This window comes from Candidatus Kuenenia sp., assembly GCF_027493735.1.
In the GTDB taxonomy this organism is placed as follows: Bacteria; Planctomycetota; Brocadiia; order Brocadiales; family Brocadiaceae; genus Kuenenia; species Kuenenia stuttgartiensis_A.
The window spans coordinates 187167-203464 of record NZ_JAOSKF010000020.1 but is presented as its reverse complement, the minus strand read 5'-3'; the positions used below and the strand labels follow the sequence as shown (position 1 = coordinate 203464).

24 protein-coding genes are annotated in these 16298 nt (G+C 43.1%); 23 read left to right on the top strand and 1 reads right to left on the bottom strand.

The annotated features are described in order from the left end of the window. Nucleotides 1-224 precede the first annotated feature (224 nt). The 6 genes from M5U24_RS13685 to M5U24_RS13660 all read left to right on the top strand — a co-directional run bounded on the left by M5U24_RS13685 (nt 225) and on the right by M5U24_RS13660 (nt 3480). Nucleotides 225-707: a hemerythrin domain-containing protein gene (locus tag M5U24_RS13685; RefSeq protein ID WP_230405714.1), complete on the top strand. Its 483-nt coding sequence runs from the start codon at nt 225-227 to the stop codon at nt 705-707. 8 nt (nt 708-715) lie between these two features. After that, on the top strand, nt 716-1129 hold the full coding sequence (locus M5U24_RS13680) for a DsrE/DsrF/DrsH-like family protein (RefSeq protein ID WP_099325236.1): 414 nt from the start codon (nt 716-718) through the stop codon (nt 1127-1129). Between the two features lie 72 nt (nt 1130-1201). Next, the gene (locus tag M5U24_RS13675; protein ID WP_099325237.1) at nt 1202-1657 is read left to right on the top strand and encodes a protein tyrosine phosphatase family protein; all 456 of its coding nucleotides are present in this window, start codon (nt 1202-1204) and stop codon (nt 1655-1657) included. A 129-nt stretch (nt 1658-1786) separates the two neighbouring features. Continuing rightward, a complete protein-coding gene (gene rd, locus M5U24_RS13670; protein ID WP_099325238.1) occupies nt 1787-1945 on the top strand; it encodes a rubredoxin in 159 nt (52 codons plus the stop codon). A 507-nt stretch (nt 1946-2452) separates the two neighbouring features. Beyond that, entirely contained in the window at nt 2453-3151 is a 699-nt protein-coding gene (locus tag M5U24_RS13665; protein WP_099325239.1) for a phosphoribosyltransferase family protein, read from the top strand. Between the two features lie 74 nt (nt 3152-3225). Then, complete coding sequence (locus M5U24_RS13660; protein WP_099325240.1) at nt 3226-3480, top strand: DUF504 domain-containing protein; 255 nt, start codon at nt 3226-3228, stop codon at nt 3478-3480. A gap of 395 nt (nt 3481-3875) precedes the next feature. On the opposite strand, the gene M5U24_RS13655 is transcribed toward M5U24_RS13660, so the two are convergent. After that, on the bottom strand, nt 3876-4043 hold the full coding sequence (locus tag M5U24_RS13655) for a nucleotidyltransferase domain-containing protein (protein WP_169703401.1): 168 nt from the start codon (nt 4041-4043) through the stop codon (nt 3876-3878). A 453-nt stretch (nt 4044-4496) separates the two neighbouring features. Here M5U24_RS13655 and M5U24_RS13650 point away from each other — a divergent pair, with 453 nt between their 5' ends. From M5U24_RS13650 to M5U24_RS13570, 17 genes are all read left to right on the top strand, one after another. Continuing rightward, nucleotides 4497-5135: a GTP cyclohydrolase I gene (locus M5U24_RS13650; RefSeq protein WP_164994415.1), complete on the top strand. Its 639-nt coding sequence runs from the start codon at nt 4497-4499 to the stop codon at nt 5133-5135. Nucleotides 5136-5159: 24 nt separating this feature from the next. Further along, nucleotides 5160-5924, top strand: coding sequence for an SDR family oxidoreductase (locus tag M5U24_RS13645; RefSeq protein ID WP_099324993.1), 765 nt, complete (start codon nt 5160-5162; stop codon nt 5922-5924). 128 nt (nt 5925-6052) lie between these two features. Further along, nucleotides 6053-6427: a dihydroneopterin aldolase gene (gene folB, locus M5U24_RS13640; RefSeq protein WP_099324994.1), complete on the top strand. Its 375-nt coding sequence runs from the start codon at nt 6053-6055 to the stop codon at nt 6425-6427. Then, nucleotides 6420-6962 (top strand): 2-amino-4-hydroxy-6-hydroxymethyldihydropteridine diphosphokinase, encoded by a 543-nt coding sequence (gene folK, locus M5U24_RS13635; RefSeq protein WP_099324995.1) that lies wholly within the window; start codon nt 6420-6422, stop codon nt 6960-6962. The genes folB and folK overlap by 8 nt, the downstream gene beginning before the upstream one ends. A 171-nt stretch (nt 6963-7133) precedes the next feature. Further along, nucleotides 7134-7664: a DUF488 domain-containing protein gene (locus M5U24_RS13630; RefSeq protein ID WP_099324996.1), complete on the top strand. Its 531-nt coding sequence runs from the start codon at nt 7134-7136 to the stop codon at nt 7662-7664. Further along, the gene (locus M5U24_RS13625; RefSeq protein WP_099324997.1) at nt 7661-8173 is read left to right on the top strand and encodes a uracil-DNA glycosylase family protein; all 513 of its coding nucleotides are present in this window, start codon (nt 7661-7663) and stop codon (nt 8171-8173) included. Before M5U24_RS13630 ends, M5U24_RS13625 begins: the two co-directional genes overlap by 4 nt. 549 nt (nt 8174-8722) lie before the next feature. Then, nucleotides 8723-9244, top strand: a complete 522-nt coding sequence (locus M5U24_RS13620) for an FAD-dependent oxidoreductase (RefSeq protein ID WP_157820495.1) — start codon at nt 8723-8725, stop codon at nt 9242-9244. Nucleotides 9245-9693: 449 nt separating this feature from the next. After that, nucleotides 9694-10008, top strand: coding sequence for a chloride channel protein (locus M5U24_RS18530; protein ID WP_338140600.1), 315 nt, complete (start codon nt 9694-9696; stop codon nt 10006-10008). A gap of 121 nt (nt 10009-10129) precedes the next feature. Further along, nucleotides 10130-10423 carry a CBS domain-containing protein gene (locus tag M5U24_RS13610; RefSeq protein ID WP_157820497.1) on the top strand — a complete coding sequence of 98 codons (294 nt, stop codon included), beginning with the start codon at nt 10130-10132 and terminating at the stop codon, nt 10421-10423. Between the two features lie 107 nt (nt 10424-10530). After that, nucleotides 10531-10689: a rubredoxin gene (rd, locus tag M5U24_RS13605; RefSeq protein ID WP_099325003.1), complete on the top strand. Its 159-nt coding sequence runs from the start codon at nt 10531-10533 to the stop codon at nt 10687-10689. 108 nt (nt 10690-10797) lie between these two features. After that, nucleotides 10798-11145 (top strand): cupin domain-containing protein, encoded by a 348-nt coding sequence (locus M5U24_RS13600; protein WP_099325004.1) that lies wholly within the window; start codon nt 10798-10800, stop codon nt 11143-11145. 99 nt (nt 11146-11244) lie between these two features. Next, complete coding sequence (locus tag M5U24_RS13595) at nt 11245-12453, top strand: NAD(P)/FAD-dependent oxidoreductase (RefSeq protein ID WP_099325005.1); 1209 nt, start codon at nt 11245-11247, stop codon at nt 12451-12453. Nucleotides 12454-12486: 33 nt separating this feature from the next. After that, nucleotides 12487-12609, top strand: a complete 123-nt coding sequence (locus M5U24_RS13590) for a hypothetical protein (protein WP_261341090.1) — start codon at nt 12487-12489, stop codon at nt 12607-12609. Between the two features lie 318 nt (nt 12610-12927). Then, nucleotides 12928-13809: a Druantia anti-phage system protein DruA gene (locus M5U24_RS13585; protein WP_099325006.1), complete on the top strand. Its 882-nt coding sequence runs from the start codon at nt 12928-12930 to the stop codon at nt 13807-13809. Further along, nucleotides 13796-15166, top strand: coding sequence for an IS66-like element ISCku7 family transposase (locus M5U24_RS13580; protein ID WP_099324132.1), 1371 nt, complete (start codon nt 13796-13798; stop codon nt 15164-15166). The genes M5U24_RS13585 and M5U24_RS13580 overlap by 14 nt, the downstream gene beginning before the upstream one ends. Before the next feature lie 131 nt (nt 15167-15297). Continuing rightward, a complete protein-coding gene (locus tag M5U24_RS13575; protein WP_197705384.1) occupies nt 15298-15684 on the top strand; it encodes a VOC family protein in 387 nt (128 codons plus the stop codon). 382 nt (nt 15685-16066) lie between these two features. Next, nucleotides 16067-16219, top strand: a complete 153-nt coding sequence (locus M5U24_RS13570; RefSeq protein ID WP_164994409.1) for a hypothetical protein — start codon at nt 16067-16069, stop codon at nt 16217-16219. Nucleotides 16220-16298 lie beyond the last annotated feature (79 nt).

Sequence of the window (16298 nt, the reverse complement as noted above, 5' to 3'; positions counted from 1 at the left end):
AAACGTGTTTACGAAAAACCGGACGAGGGTGTGCAGAGACAGAGTATTGATTGACCGTCTATGGCCACGGGGACTCAAGAAAGAAGATGCCGCCAAAGATTATTGAATGAAAGAGATTGTTTCCTTTGCAGGAAGGCTGTGTGTTGAAAGGGGAAAAGTTACATTTACAGGCAACCAATTATATAATGCACATAAAATAAATTTAAAAAAGGGGGATGATAAGGATGACAAAGTTAGATCCAATTGTAGAATTTAGAGAAGACCACCGAAAGGTAAGGGACGGATTACTTGAATTAATGGAAGCCTTGCAATCAAAGGATGTTGTTACGGCAAGGAAAATACTTGGCAAAATAAACGTGGCTGTCGGCCCACATTTTCGATATGAGGAAGAAACTCTTTATCCCGCACTGCGGGTATTATTAGGCGAGCACGTAGACCAGTTAATAAAGGAGCATGATGGCGTAATAGCTACTGCCCGTTCTTGTGCTGAGCTATTAAAGAAGGATAGCCTGACAGATGAAGAGGCAAAAAAGGCGACCACGGCAGCAAGGGAGCTTTTAGTCCACGTCTCAAACTGTGACGGTTTGTCCATACTTTCCGAAAGATTGAGTAAAAAGGAAGTTGATAATTTAAGCGAGAAACTTGCTGCCGCAAGAAAGGCAGGCGTACCTTTACTGGATTGGGCAGAAACCATAAGAGGCAAATGAAATAAACCATGGAGACAGATAAGAAAGGTTTGGCGATCATATTTCATAGCGGTTCTTACGACCGCATTTATCACGGTTTTTCCATAGTCCTTGTAGCCCTGGCATTGGGCAGAGAGGTAAGGTGTTTTTTTACCTATTGGGCATTAGAATATCTGATAAAAGGAAAGTCTGTGTTCCAGCTTAATGAAGAGGGACAGACTCACAGGAAACTATTAGAAGCGCATATGAGAAAGGGCCATATTCAGGAAATATCTGAACTTTTAACTCAATCTAAGGCAATGGGTGCAAAGTTTTATGTGTGTACCAATTCTATGGGCTTGTTAAATATATCGCGGGATGAAATTGTAAATGAGGTTGATAAGAGTATGGGGTTAACCACATTTCTCGCGGAGACTGGTCAGGATCAAATCCTATTTATTTAATTTATGAAAGAAATAAAGATCATGGGTATCAACCATTGATATTGCACATATTTTTGAAAGGAGGTGTTTACTATGAAGGATCGAATTAAAATCAACGATAGTGTCACATCGGCGAGTCAACCATCAGAAGAAGAAATTAAAAAACTACCGCAACAAGGATTTAAATCGGTTGTCAATCTTCGGGCTTCCGGGGAAGAAGATCAGCCACTTTCTCCAAAAGAGGAGGGGGATCTGGTTAAAAAAACAGGGATGAAATACCTGCATATTCCGGTATCAACTAAAGAAGAAATCAAGCCGGAGTTGGTTGATCGATTTCGAAAAGAAATAGAGCTTCTCCCGGCACCTGTTTTCGTACACTGCCATACGGGGAAGCGCGCCGGGGCGTTTACTATGATGTATCAGGCATTAAAAGAGGGAGTCACGGGTGAGGAAGCGATTCAGAAGGCAGAGTCTATGGGTTTTGCATGTGATGTGCCGCAGTTAAAAGCGTTCTTCATAGACTATATTAATCAGCACGGGAAAGTGTAGTTATAGTGAAACGTTAAGAGAAAGTAGTCATTGCGATGGTTAGCCCAAAGCAATCTTTAAAAACCTCTTTAATTAGTTTTTTTAATGAAAAGTTTTGAAAATCAAAGAATATAAGGAGAAGTTTTAAAAATGGAAAGATACAAATGTTTGGTTTGTGGATATATCTATGACCCCAGTTCTGGCGATCCTGACCATGGAATTGATCCTGGCACCAGCTTTCAAAATTTACCTGATGATTGGACATGCCCTCCATGTGGCGCTCCAAAGGAACAGTTTGAACAAATTTAAAAGTTTTGGATAAATGACATATCAATGGAGACAGATGGGGGTAAAAAATTTCTGGATTGACCTGCTCAACTTCAACGGAGATTCACCTCAAGTCAAAAAACAAAAATGCCGCCGGAGTATCGTGTACGCTAGCACATTACCGCAAACACATGCCTCCGCGTACTATCTTCCTTTTCTGACAATGCACCCAGTGCACAGAGATCGTCTTTCTGTGCGGGTGCAAGTCTTATCGCTTCAACCCCCAAGGGAGGAACATAGGGACACTTCCCATGTTTTTTTCACCAGATCAAGCAATAAATATGGGAAGTGTCCCCTTAATCCCTTAATTCCCGAAGAAGCTCTTCTTTAGATATCTTTGATTTCATAATAGCTACTTTCCGACTTATGACTTATAATCACTGATCAAGGTGTGACCCTCATTCCCCGTTTTTGGGAAATGTTTATTACTATTTTATGGAATCAATTTAAACTATTTTCAGTAAATTATTGTATTGGTAACACAGAAACATGCATACACTTATTGAAGATAAATCATTTCGAAACAAATTATATGTCTTTAAAGACAGGAGAGAAGCAGGAAAACTCCTTTCGCAACAGCTCGTGGGACACAAAAACACCGATGCCATAGTGCTTGGCATACCTTCCGGAGGCGTCCCGGTAGCTGCAGAAATAGCAAATGCCCTTGTGCTTCCCCTTGACTTACTCATTGTGCGAAAGGTACAGATACCCTATAACACAGAATCCGGATTTGGCGCTGTCAGCCCTGATAACATGGTATTATTGAATGAAAAACTCTTCAGCAAACTCAACTTATCTGCAGAAGAGGTTAAACGACAGATTCAAAGAACTAGAGAAACAATCAAAAAGAGAAACGATCTCTTTAGAAAAGGCGTGCCATTTCCTTCCGTAAAAAACAAGGTCGCAATTATTGTAGACGATGGATTGGCGTCCGGTTATACCATGCTTTCCGCCATTGCATTTATAAAAAGACATGAACCTCAAAAGGTTGTAGTTGCCGTTCCAACAGGATCAAAAGAAACGGTTGATGACGTTCTGTCTCAGGTTGATGAACTTGTTTGCCTTAACGTGAGAAGCGGTTTTGTTTTCGCCGTGGCAGACGCCTATGAGAACTGGCATGATTTGGATGATGATGAAGTACTATCTTTCTTAAAAAATTTCAACGAATCAGGGACAAGCAATGACTGATTATTGAAAGATTTTTTTTAGAACCTTTAAGATATTACGATTTATCATTATTGAAAGGAAGGTAAACATAAATAATGATTCCCATTCATGAACTGCTGAACAAAATACTTTGGAACAGCGAATTTGGGAAAGGTACTTTTGAAATCGGTTACTTTGACCGCGTTGCACAGAAAATCATGAGGGTCCCCTTTAAAAATATCCTTTTAGAAAAAGGAAACCACGCTACCTTCCAGTTGATGGACGCTAATGGAGAATTATTAACAATTCCTTTTCACCGTGTGAGGGAGGTCTATAAGGACGGAGAACTGATCTGGAACAGGCCACATTGAATCGTTTATCTTTTACGCCTGCCCGGTGAAGTGGCCTCTTTTCCTTGTTTATATGTGTTTGCCAAATTATTATCTATTGCAGACCATATTTATTCCAGACCAGCATTGTCAATAGATAAGGCTTGACCCCATCGATTAAGCTCCGTAGGAGCGGCCTGTTTGTAACAAAATAGGATATTATAACAGATCGTAGAGACAGGTTTGAAACCTGTCTCTGCAATTAGGAGCGACCTGTCTCTTGTAAATCCATATTAAACAGGTCTGCCTGAATATGGACAGGCCGCTCCTACGGAGCTATTTACTCTATTGAATTTTATTGTGCTACAAACAGACCGCCCCTAACGGGGCTACATGGTATTTTTTCTATACCGGGAATTTTTCAAAAAACTAAAGTGTTACGAAACCCGTGGTTTCAGTCTGATTGAGTATACATCACTTTGCTCTGTAGCTTCACCACGCGCATAAGAGCCAAATACAATTACCCGTTCAGCATCGGCGACAATGGCCATATTTTTTGTGGCTCGTCTTATTTCATCTTTATTAACAATGAGGTGTACCCCCATTGTCAAGATGGCTTCAAGTAAAGCCTGACGCTGAAGAATTCATGAAGCGGCTACAAACCGAAGGTTCTAAGGTTAAGGTTAAGGTTAAAGTTGAATTTCTGGTATCGTCTTACGATATACCAGAGGCTGTGCGTGGTTCCTATAACAATAGGAAATATCTGAACTTTTAACTCAATCTAAGGCAATGGGTGCAAAGTTTTATGTGTGTACCAATTCTATGGGCTTGTTAAACATATCGCGGGATGAACTTGTAAATGAGGTTGATAAGAGTATGGGGTTAACCACATTTCTTGCAGAGACGGGTCAGGATCAAATCCTGTTTATTTAATTTATGAAAGAATGATAAAAGAAAAATAACTTGCAATTTTTCTTTATTTTTCTAAATTGATCATTTGATGAAAAAAAGTAATTTCCTATCATCTATCATCTAAAAAAGAAGAGTGGGCTTTGCGTATGAACGAGAATGTAATCGCTAACGAAAATAATTTTTTGAAGGTCAAAAAACGCCAGATCAGTGACGAACAAATCCGTAAATTTGAGGGATATGCCGCCGAGATATTTACCACGCTGGGGCTGAATTTGAATACCGCAGCCACAAAGGAAACGCCCCACCGTTTTATCAATGCTCTTATCGAGTCGACTGAGGGTTATGACGGCGATCCTAAATTAGTTAAGGTGTTTGAAACCGAGTGCCGCGGCGGGCCCGATTGTCGCCTGAGTCAGATAATCGAAGGCCCGATTCGCTTTTTCGCGCTCTGCGAACATCACTGCCTGCCGTTTTACGGCGTGGTCTATGTCGGCTATATCTCACATGAACATATTATCGGTCTTTCCAAACTCACGCGTCTGGTGCATCTTTTTTCGCGTCGTTTTGAGGTACAGGAACGAATCGGTCAGCAGATCGCCGACACCCTCAACCAACTTCTTCTTCCTCACGGCGTCGCTGTATACATTGAGGCGCATCACTTATGCGTCGAGATGCGCGGCGTTAAAGAAATCTCTTCCATTAGCCGCACGACGTTTTGGCGTGGAAATTATGATGGCGATCCGGCGCTGCGGGCGGAATTTCTGGCGGCATGCGGAAAGAAATAATGATAGTATAACGCGAGGACTTTGATGTCGACATTGCAAAACACAAAACGAGCATATTTGATCACCGGTGCAGCCAATCGGATCGGCCGGACATTAGCACTAAATCTAGCTCATCAAGCCTCCGTCGTAGTCATTCATTATCGCTCGTCTCAATCCGCCGCTGAAGAATTGGCCAAAGAAATCCGCGACAACGGAACCACGACCTTTACAATTGCCGCAAACCTTGAATCCCCTGCTGAGGCGCAAAATCTGCTCAAGCGAGTATGGGATATAGCAGGTCCGATAGATGTGCTAATTAACAATGCCTCTATTTTTGAAACCGGCCGCCTTACTGAAATTTCAATGGACGACATCCAGCGTAACATGATGACCAATGCCTTCGCTCCGTTTCTGCTTTCCCGTTCGTTTGCCCGGTTGAACAAGGATCGTGCGTCGGCCGTGCTGCCGGTAATCATTAATTTTCTTGATTCACGTATTACCGGGTACGACCGTCAGCACGTCGCGTATCATCTGGCGAAGCGCGCACTCTTTGCGCTGACAAAAATGATGGCGCTAGAATTTGCCCCTAATGTCCGCGCCAACGCTATTGCGCCGGGTCTGATACTGCCGCCGGCCGGTAAAGATCGGGCTTATCTTGAGCAGCTTAAATCCGCCAATCCACTCAATAGCATCGGTAGTGCCGACCAGATCACGACTGCCGTCCGCTTTCTGATCGATAACGAATTTGTCACCGGCCAGGTCATTTATGTCGATGGCGGCAGACACCTTATTGGCAATACGTACGGATAAAGAGTTATGGTATCTCTCAAAAAAAACAGTGTAAAAACCCGTTTTTAATTTATCTAAAGCCAGCCTTTATGCGGGCTTTACTTTCTAACAAATAGCATTTACCATGAAATTTTGAGATGATACGATTTATGGATAGAGAAAAGCTCGACAAAATTAGTATTACCGATCTGCTGCTTCGATGCGTTATCGGCCTAAACGACTGGGAACGCACGCAAAAACAGGATGTGCTAATCAACATTACTCTTTATGCCGATTTGAGTCGTCCCTGTAAAAGCGACCGCATCAAAGATTCCATTGACTACAAAGAAATTAAAAAACAGGTAATCACAATAGTGGAAAGCTCAAGTTTCTATCTCGTTGAGCGGCTGGCAGACAGCATCGCGCAGATTTGTCTTACACACCCGGTCGTCAAGGCCGTAACTATACGAGTTGATAAACCCGGTGCACTGCGATACGCAAAAAGCGTCAGTGTTGAAATTTTCAGGATGCGCAACGATGACTGAAATATTGCATACTAGGCCTGTGGTCGATGCCTTTATTGCCGTTGGCTCAAATATTGATCCGCAGGACAACATTTGCCGAGCCTTAACTATGCTCTGCACACAAATGCCGATTGCCGCCATATCGAATTTTTACAAGACCGTCGCAGTCAGTGCCTCTGAGCAACCTGATTTTCTAAACGGCGTTGTCAGAATTAAAACCGATCATCAACCGCGCGAAATAAAATTTGATATCCTGCGAAAAATTGAAGTACGCCTTGGCCGCGTGCGCTCTGTAGATAAATTCGCACCACGAACTATCGACCTCGACCTCATTCTGTACGGAACATCAGTAATTAATGATCCCGATCTTCGCCTGCCAGATCCGTCAATTTACACTTATTCGTTTGTGACCGTTCCACTTATAGAACTTGCACCTGACCTTGTCCTGCCGGATACCGGCAAACAACTTTCAACCGAACCTGTAACAAAACTTAAAATCGCCCTGCACCTTGAAAGCGAATTCACCGACATGCTTCGCCGCCTCATTTTGCGTTGACAGGCTACTCATTGAATAAAAATGCTAAAACTTAATAACATTGGGGTAGTAAGGAAGAGTGATATCGTCTATTGTGTAAGCTATCTTGTCGGGACCAGGGGCTAAAGATTACATATTATGGAAGAATTGCTAAAGTAACTTTATGGAAAATAAATATATAAAAAATGCGCTATGAAGAAACCTGTAATCTTTACCATTGGCCATTCTACTCGGCAAATAGATGAATTTATAAAACTGTTGCAGATATACAGCGTTAAAGTAGTGGTGGATGTGAGGACAATACCGAAATCTCGCCATAACCCACAATTTAATGAAGAGGATCTCAAGCAATCATTGCGGAAGGTGCATATCCGTTACAAGCATCTAAAGAAGCTTGGTGGATTGCGCCACACAACAAAAGATTCGTTAAATCTCGGTTGGCGCAACGCCTCATTTAGAGGATTCGCCGATTACATGGCAACGCCTGAATTTTCAGAAGGTTTGGAAAGCCTTATAAAGATCGCTAGTTTGAGAGAAACAACTATCATGTGTGCCGAAGCCGTGCCGTGGCGATGTCACCGCTCGCTCATTGCCGACGCACTCACGAAAAGAGGGTGGACAGTGAAAGACATCATGAGTCGCACCTCCGCCACAAAGCACCGCCTGACCCCTTTTTTGAAAGTAAAGAAAGGGCAACTCATATATCCCGGACCTAAAACATGATTCGCTATAGATACAAGAAGCCGGTAATACTTTTCGTGGGTATTAATCCCCATCCCGGATCGTTCAATCGTCGCGTGCCGTTTTCCAACAATAAGCTCTTTTGGTACCTCCTCTCGGAAGCCGGTCTCATTAAGGAGAAAAGAGAAGAATTACGTGACGACAAGACACTGGAGCGTGTCTACAAAGAAAAATTTAATACGGTATATGAGCTTGGATTCGTGAACATTATTGATAGACCGACACGAGATATAACAGGGATTAAGAAGCACGAGGAGTTGCCCGGACGTAAAAAGATTTCTCGTATTATAAAAGCCGAGATGCCGAAGGTGGTCTGCTTCATCGGCAAAGTCACGTATGAAAAGTACGCCGGATCAAAGGATTTCTCTTTTGGCTGGCAAGAAAATATAGGCGCGTCAAAAGTCTTTGTCATGCATTTCCCTTTACGCGGCGAAGCCCTTATTAGAGTCCGGGAATTGCAAGAGATTAAGCGAACTATCCAAAGTCTATGATACTGGGTTCATTGGTAGTGGTTTAGTTATATGGGTATATGTGCCGTAAATCAAGCATTCAATCAAAGAGCACTGTTCCACTGGCATCAGTCGTCGGACGTATGCGCTCTGGTTTTTGGTCGCCTTACTTCTTTTGATTCACGCAGTTATGATTATGATCCGCGACATCGTCTTTATTTTATTGCAAGCGGTCAACGCACCCCTTACTTTGGTGATTCTTCTTTTTACAGGGAAATATAAAAAAGGAATATGTCCAATTCACAAAATTGGAAAGAATCCGTTTTGATATATGGAATTTTTTAAGTTGTAGCCGCAAATTACGTTTACAAGAAACCGCTGAATTGATATAATTAACCACATATGAAACTAAACCTTATTCGTAGAAAAACGGAAGCTCCGGATGTCGAATCGTTTGTCTTCAGTCCCACAGAACCTCTCACCTGGAAAGCCGGACAGTTTCTCCACTATGTACTCCATCACGAGCCGACAGATAATCGTGGCTCAGATCGGTGGTTTACGGTAGCCTCGGCTCCGTTTGAGAAAGAGATAATGATTACGACAAGGCTAACTAGCGAAAAAGGGAGCAGCTTCAAGGCTGCACTTAACGCTTTACAGGTAGGCGAGTCGATAGAAATATCCGACATAGACGGCGATTTCATCGTGGACGATCCGACGCAGGAGTATGTCTTCATCGCAGGCGGTATCGGCATCACACCATTCCACTCCATACTTAAAGAAGCGGATCACGTAGATCTAAAACTACACGCAACGTTATTGTATGCCAACCGCGATCACAACATCCCATATAAAGAGGGGTTGGAGAAATTCGCAAAAAATAATCCAAACCTTGTCATGCATTATGTCATCGCTCCCGAGCGTATAGACGAAAACACATTTAAAAAACTGGTGCCGGATATACAAACACCAGTCTTTTATGTTTCGGGTCCCACGCCGATGGTGGAGAGCCTGGGTGGCATCTTAAAAAGAATGGGTATTGCGGCAGATCGTATAAAGCAGGATTATTTCCCAGGCTATACTGACGAACTGTATTCTGCTCGAAATACATTCTAATTTTGTCCAACAAACACCGTAAATAAATTTGCTATAATCGAATTATGACCAATGAAAAATTAATACAATCGGGTGTTGCGGGTGGAATTGCCGCTGCCTTCAACGCGCCTATTACCGGTATATTTTTAGCGTTGGAGATTATTTAGGAGAACCTGAACGTAAACGCCTTTGGCATCGTTGCATTGGCGGCAGCCGTGGCCGCGTCTGTGTTTACTCTGGTCGTATCAGGGGCTCCTCCTGCGTTTCACATCCCTGCATATACAATTAACTCAGCATGTGAATAGTCGCTCTATTTTGTGTTAGGAGTGCTCTCCGGGCTTAGTGCTGCATTCTATATTCGCTTGCATCATTTCACGCGGGATATCTTTGATACATGGAATGCCCCGCGCTGGTTTAAACCAGTTGCTGCCGGTCTCGCCGTTAGCCTCGTTGGAATTTATCTACCGCAGGTGCTTAGCACAGGTTATGCAACAACTGGAAATATCTTAGACGGCAAACCGCTTTCGGTTACTCTCCTGCTTTCGCTGGCATTATCCAGACTGGTGCTAACGCCGATTTGTATCTGTGGTGGTTTCCACGGCGGTGTGTTTGCGCCTGCCCTTTTTTCCGGTGCTTCACTTGGGGCTGCTTATGGACTCGTTGCTAAACAGGTTTTTCATTCTCTCAACATTTCACCACCTGCCATTGTGATGGTCGGGTGGCGGCCGTCCTTGCAGGCACAATACGTGCACCGATTGCCTCGTTCATGTTACTATTTGAAATGACTCATGGTTATCGGATCATTCTGCCGTTGATAGCTGCGGTAAACGTCAGCACGATTCAGTATATACCTTGGGATTGACGTTCAAGGGTATACGTCTGCAACGATGGCGTGACGTTGACGTTTTGGAAACAATTACGGTTGACAATGTCATGGAGACGGAGATCGACACTTTGCGGGAATCTGATTCGTTGACAGTGGCAATCGATTTACTTATGCGTAAACGATATCACGGCTTACCAGTGCTCAATGACGATGGTGAATTGACTGGCATTATCACCGTGCAAGATATTGATCACATACAGAGTGACGGTAGTGATATGATGCACACCATAGGTTTGCTGCGCAATACCGGTATTGCACGCACCTACGATCTGGCAGTAACCCGCCGTGCTGCAATTCGGCATAGTGCTTATTAAGTGCGACTAAGGGAGTTTGATTATGCAGAAATTTTTAAATCGAATCAATGATATACCATCGTCGTTTTGATTACTTTACGAAGAATGCATAAGGAGAATGTAAAACAATGGAAAGATACAAATGTATAATTTGTGGATATATCTACGACCCTAAATTTGGTGATCCTGACCATGGAATTAATCCTGGCACAAGCTTTCAGAATTTACCTGATGATTGGGTCTGTCCTCTGTGTGGCGCTCCAAAGGAACAGTTTGAACAAATTTGAAATTTTTGATTGAATGAGTAAAAAGGGTATTTCCTTTGTTTTTCTCAAAGCAAGGTTTTGGCGTATTTATCAGTTACTATAATAACGGATTCACAAGGAAACAGACGTATGGATCAGGATAAGAAACATGCTCATATCACAACACTTGGATCTAAACCTGCACGATTAATTGATTTGATAAATTACCAGGATTGCTCAGTGGTGAGCCGGGAGATCATGACTAAAAAGACAGGAACTATAACGGTGTTCGCCTTTGATGAAGGGCAGGGGTTGAGTGAACATACCGCGCCATTCGATGCCTTAGTTTATCTTCTTGAGGGTGAAGTGGAAATTGTTATATCTGGCAATCCCCTTCGCCTGAAAGAGGGCGAAATTGTTATCATGCCAGCCAACCAACCACATGCGCTGAAAGCAATAAAAAAATTTAAGATGCTGCTGACTATGATAAGGTCTTAATTTCATTGCCCAGTGATACTGTATAATGGGCAAGGGTGGATTAAGGCCGATAGGCCGAATCCACCGGAATAATTTTAGATTTATTCGAAGGTATCAGTCATGGAATCCAAAAAAAATATCGTTGTCGTGGGAGCAGGCTACGGAGGAATTACGTCTGTATTGCGATTAGCAAGGTTGTTCCGTAAGCACCCCGAATATCAAATACACCTTATAGATAGAAATCCCTATCATACGCTCAAGACACAATTACACGAGGCCGCCGTGCGAAAAAGGGAGGTATCTATTCCTATTAATCGCATTATACAAGGGAGAAACATTATCTTTCATCTTGGAGAAGTAACCAGGATTGATGCGAAAGAACATATCGTTTACATGGAAGGCGGGGCTTTACCCTTTCATTACTTGGTAATTGCACTTGGAAGTCAGGTAAATTTCCATAACATCCCTGGATTACAGGAAAATTCTTTCTCGCTTCAGACATTGAGAGACGCCCAACAAATCTATGCACATATTGATAAACTATGTGCACGTGCGGCATCAGAACCGAACGAGGAACTACGAAGAGATATGCTTCGGTTTGTCATTGGCGGTGGTGGTTTATCGGGGATAGAATTTGCCGCTGAACTTGCCGACTATACTGTTCATTGCACCCATAACTGTCACGTGAATTCTAATGAGGTTGAAATTATCATCGTAGAATCTGGTGACCACATAGTGCCAAGAATGGAGGCATCCTTTGCGACACGTATTCATAAAAAACTCCTTGAGAAAGGTGTAAAAATCATAACAAGAACAAAAATCATTAGTCGGACATCAGACACTACAACTCTTTCATCGGGTGAAGTGGTGAAAACGAAAACGGTGATTTGGACGGGAGGCACTCGTATTCATGAACTCATTGGAGAAAGTGGAATGAAAATCGGACAATCAGGACGTATTGTTGTTGATGAGTTTCTTCAGGTAGAAGGTTATCCTTTCATTTATGCCATTGGTGATAATGCCCTTGCAATAAATCCCTACTCAAAACAACCTGTTCCCGCTGCTGCCCAGTTTGCATTACAGCAAGGACGATTGGTAGCATACAATGTCTACGCGGATATTTTTAGGGGCATGAGAAAACCATATCACCCAAAAGTTCTGGGTGAAGTCGTCAGCCTGGGAAGACATCTTGCCGTTGGATGGTTCGCACTCCCCTTACTGAAGAAAATTACCTTTGTTGGTTTTTTGGGAAGTCTTCTTAAAACAGCAATTCAGGAAAAACACATCTTTCTCTTAAGAAAAGAGAGTAGAAACTGGATAACATATTAACAAATTTGCTTTCATAATAATGAAAGTATTAAGGTGACAGTTGTTGAACTTCTCTATCAAATCCTTCCTCCCTTGGATAAAGATATGGCATTGCTCGTCCAGAAACACGTTCGGATGATGGAAAATCTTTTGAGGGAAATGGCGGTGGTGCCGTGACAAAAGTTATCATAGGCAAACAACTGCTACCGGCAGATATATACTGTAAGAGTTCACAAATAGGGATTTCTAAAATTAGATTTAACCTCTGTAAACATAATCTGTAAACATAAATAGTTATAGCATTTTTGTAATCACATTTTGTGAACTCCTTGAGTATAATTATTCTTCCCATTATGAATTGCCTTAGGTTCTACGGCAATCAAAATAATTGTAACACTTTAGTTCTTTGAAAAATTAATAGCGAAAAAAGGTAAAAAAAGCTGGCGTCTGTTTTTCCTTTGTGGTATAAAAGGCTTCAATAAAGGGAAACAGTTTATGAAGCCTATCATATTCCAATACCGTTCACGAAAACTGCATGCGGACGATATCGCCTTTATAAAGGCGCTCATCGAGCAGCATTTTCTCAGAGGTCGGACTTATATTTCCTGCGAACTATGCAAGCATTGGAACTGGGTGCAGCCCAATGGCAAACATAAAGAATACGCAGCACGAGACCTCCTTTTGAGATTAGAAGAACAGGGATTGATAACGCTTCCTCCACGTATACGGGCCAAAAACAATCTGAAACCCAAGGTCTTTGTCCAGACACCCCTTTTCGTCAGGAGACCACTAGAAGGTAAAATCACAGAGTATGAAAACCTGACAATCCATGTGGTAAAAGACCCTCAGGAAAGATATCTCTGGGAGTATCTCTTCCAACACTATCACTACCTCGGCAATCCCCGGCTTGTTGGCGAACACCTCAGACACATCGTACGTATAGGCAATCAGGTTGTTGCCTGCCTGGGGTGGGCAAGCGCCGCATGGAAAGTCAAAGACCGTGATCGTTTCATTGAATGGGATGAGACGACTAAACGTACACACTTACATTTGATTGCAAATAACGTACGATTTCTCATTCTACCATGGGTTAAGATCAAACACCTTGCATCCAAGGTATTGTCACTTGCCCTCAGACGTCTGTCAGATGACTGGAATACCGTTTACGGCCATCCCGTTTATTTAGCCGAAACCTTTGTTGATACCGCGCGGTTTAAGGGTACCTGCTATCAGGCGGCCAATTGGATTCGTGCTGGCAAAACCAAAGGGAGCGCAAAACGGGGCAATCGCTATCTGTATCATGGCCAACCTAAGGATCTCTACCTCTACCCTCTTCAAAAAAACTTTCGGAGGTTTCTTGACTGTGACCAGGGATGAAGCCATAGCTATTTTGGAGATGGACAGAGAGGATGCGATTCAAGCCATCCTGATACTGGCGGAGAAAGCAGAAAAATATGACCGGCTTTGCGATAAACCGGGTCCGACTACCCCTTCCGGTTCGATACCGCCCTATCTAAAGCCCACAAAGAAAAAGAGAAAACGGCCTTGTGGCAGGAAAAAGGGACATAAGGGAGTTTGCCGGAAACGACCTGAAACAGTAACTGCCTATCAAACGCATTCCATGGAGAGTTGCCCTGATTGCCACCAGCCATTACAAAAACCGGTAAGAACTTATAAGCGATACATCGAAGATATTCCACGCCTTGACCCTGTTGTGACGGAACATACAGTTCATGGTTACTGGTGTGCTTGTTGCAAAAAGATAGTTCAACCCAAGGTCACAGATGCGTTGCATGGCGCCCGACTAGGATTGCGCCTTGTTGTCTTTACCGCATGGCTTCACTACTTAATCGGTATCAGTGTAAACAACATCGTAAAGATGCTTTCCGTATTTTTCAACCTTCAAATAAGCGCCGGCGGTCTAACCCAGGCATGGAAATCCCTTGCAACACTCCTGGAGCCACAGTATAACGAGATTGGCCAAAAAGTCTCCGCAAGCGCTGTCTTACATGCAGATGAAACCGGATGGAGGTTGAATGGAAAAACCCATTGGCTATGGTGTTTTACAACACAAAAACTCTGCTACTATCTCATAACACCAAGTCGGGGGTCTCCTGTCATAAAAAAACTCTTGGGCATTCTATTTGGTGGTATCCTGATCTGTGACTTTCTGGGCGCTTACAACAAGATAAGCGCACTGGCAAAGCAGCGGTGTTTCTATCATCTGTTCACGGAACTCGTGAAAGTAGATGCCCACAACCATTCTGCCGCATGGAAAGCTTTCCGGAAAAAACTCTCCCGGTTGCTCAAGGATGCCATCCGGTTATCAGAGAAAAAGAACCAGATAAGCCTGGTATGCTTTCTTCGGCTAAAAAAAAGATTGTATCGCAGGCTTGAACAGTTTTTGGCAACGCCTTGTCAGGATAAAGACGTACAAAGATTGACCAAACGCCTGAAGCGCCATAAACAGGAACTCTTTACGTTCCTGGAACATGAAGGTGTGAGTCCCTATAATAATCATGCCGAGCAACAGATGCGAAAGCCAGTATTGACCCGAAAGGTATCACAACAGAATCGTTCTGTTCAGGGCGCCAATACCCAGGCTATCCTTATGACGTTGCTTCGCTCTGCAGAATTGCAAGGAGACAACCCCGTGGAAAACCTTCTGGCATACGCCAAAAAAGCTCTTTTAACAAAAACCACTTCCGGCTTAACTTATAATATCGCTTGTTAATTTTTCAAAGAACTAAAGTGTTACAAATAATTAAGTGAAAGGCCATTGAAAGTCAGGCGATGGTCACGAACAGTTGAGATCCTGACATAAACTTGTGTGACGGGGTCTCCTGTCGCAAAAAAGGAGTTAGAATGATGTTCAAGAGAGTCGACCATGTGGAAATTGTACCAGGGAATGCGGAAAAGACCATAGACTTCTATGTAGACATTCTTGGCTTTAGAATCAGGAGTCGTAAGGAAATGAAAATGCCGCCCATGAAAGAGATTGTTTATATTGAACTTGGCGATACGGTGCTTGAAATCATCTCCGTGGACGATCCCAAGCCGAAATCCAATAACCCCTGGGAGGTAGGATACAGAGGCATTGCCCTCGAGGTGGACGATATGGCAATGACGGTGGATTATCTGAAGGGCAAAGGGATAGCCATAGCCCAAGAGCCAGTAGACCTGGGCAATTCGTTCCGTGGAGAGATAAGAGACCCGGATGGGCTTATTATAGAACTCCGGCAGTGGAAGTAGCAGAACGACGCCCATTAACGACCGGACGGTTTCAGCGGACAGGATGTCGTTGATGAGCCGGAGCGTTAGGCACAAGTAAAGTAACTATTCAGCGTAATTTATTAAACTACCGGAGATCAGAACGCAATTGCACTGGAAATTTTGTTTCCAGTGAGGGTCTGATTTGATAAATTACAAACTGTCTTAACCCTGTGATTTTATCCCCTATCTATCAGCAAACAGGCGAGAAACCGGAGTTTCTCGAACAAATGCGCATTCCCAAACAGATACTTCACTATGTTCTGTACAAGGTTTGGGAACGAGCCGTGTATCGTTTACGCTGAATAGTTACCAAGGAAATGCGATTGTGATAAGAGACTAAAAACATGAGGAGGTTTTACAGATGATCTCAGACAAGATGATGCAGCTTCTTAAATGTGAGGGTATAGTCGCAATAGTGACCATGGGCGGCGACGGTCCGCATGTGGTAAATACCTGGAATAGCTACATAGACGTCACCCTAGACGGGTATCTTTTGCTCCCTGTTGGAGGGTAAGAGCTATGGAGGACTTTATACTAAAAACTATTACCAATCCAGCGATTATTTTCTTGATACCAGCCTACTCAATTTCTTT

Coding starts and splice junctions, on each gene's coding strand:
- M5U24_RS13685 (WP_230405714.1), top strand. CDS start 225: ATGACAAAGTTAGATCCAATTGTAGAATTTAGAGAAGACCACCGAAAG.
- M5U24_RS13675 (WP_099325237.1), top strand. CDS start 1,202: ATGAAGGATCGAATTAAAATCAACGATAGTGTCACATCGGCGAGTCAA.
- rd (WP_099325003.1), top strand. CDS start 10,531: ATGGAAAGATACAAATGTATAATTTGTGGATATATCTACGACCCTAAA.
- M5U24_RS13575 (WP_197705384.1), top strand. CDS start 15,298: ATGATGTTCAAGAGAGTCGACCATGTGGAAATTGTACCAGGGAATGCG.
- M5U24_RS13665 (WP_099325239.1), top strand. CDS start 2,453: ATGCATACACTTATTGAAGATAAATCATTTCGAAACAAATTATATGTC.
- M5U24_RS13630 (WP_099324996.1), top strand. CDS start 7,134: ATGAAGAAACCTGTAATCTTTACCATTGGCCATTCTACTCGGCAAATA.
- folK (WP_099324995.1), top strand. CDS start 6,420: ATGACTGAAATATTGCATACTAGGCCTGTGGTCGATGCCTTTATTGCC.
- M5U24_RS13680 (WP_099325236.1), top strand. CDS start 716: ATGGAGACAGATAAGAAAGGTTTGGCGATCATATTTCATAGCGGTTCT.
- M5U24_RS13645 (WP_099324993.1), top strand. CDS start 5,160: ATGTCGACATTGCAAAACACAAAACGAGCATATTTGATCACCGGTGCA.
- M5U24_RS13660 (WP_099325240.1), top strand. CDS start 3,226: ATGATTCCCATTCATGAACTGCTGAACAAAATACTTTGGAACAGCGAA.
- folB (WP_099324994.1), top strand. CDS start 6,053: ATGGATAGAGAAAAGCTCGACAAAATTAGTATTACCGATCTGCTGCTT.
- M5U24_RS13620 (WP_157820495.1), top strand. CDS start 8,723: ATGATTACGACAAGGCTAACTAGCGAAAAAGGGAGCAGCTTCAAGGCT.
- M5U24_RS13655 (WP_169703401.1), bottom strand. CDS start 4,043: ATGGGGGTACACCTCATTGTTAATAAAGATGAAATAAGACGAGCCACA.
- M5U24_RS13585 (WP_099325006.1), top strand. CDS start 12,928: ATGAAGCCTATCATATTCCAATACCGTTCACGAAAACTGCATGCGGAC.
- M5U24_RS13600 (WP_099325004.1), top strand. CDS start 10,798: ATGGATCAGGATAAGAAACATGCTCATATCACAACACTTGGATCTAAA.
- rd (WP_099325238.1), top strand. CDS start 1,787: ATGGAAAGATACAAATGTTTGGTTTGTGGATATATCTATGACCCCAGT.
- M5U24_RS13625 (WP_099324997.1), top strand. CDS start 7,661: ATGATTCGCTATAGATACAAGAAGCCGGTAATACTTTTCGTGGGTATT.
- M5U24_RS13595 (WP_099325005.1), top strand. CDS start 11,245: ATGGAATCCAAAAAAAATATCGTTGTCGTGGGAGCAGGCTACGGAGGA.
- M5U24_RS13650 (WP_164994415.1), top strand. CDS start 4,497: ATGAACGAGAATGTAATCGCTAACGAAAATAATTTTTTGAAGGTCAAA.
- M5U24_RS13570 (WP_164994409.1), top strand. CDS start 16,067: ATGATCTCAGACAAGATGATGCAGCTTCTTAAATGTGAGGGTATAGTC.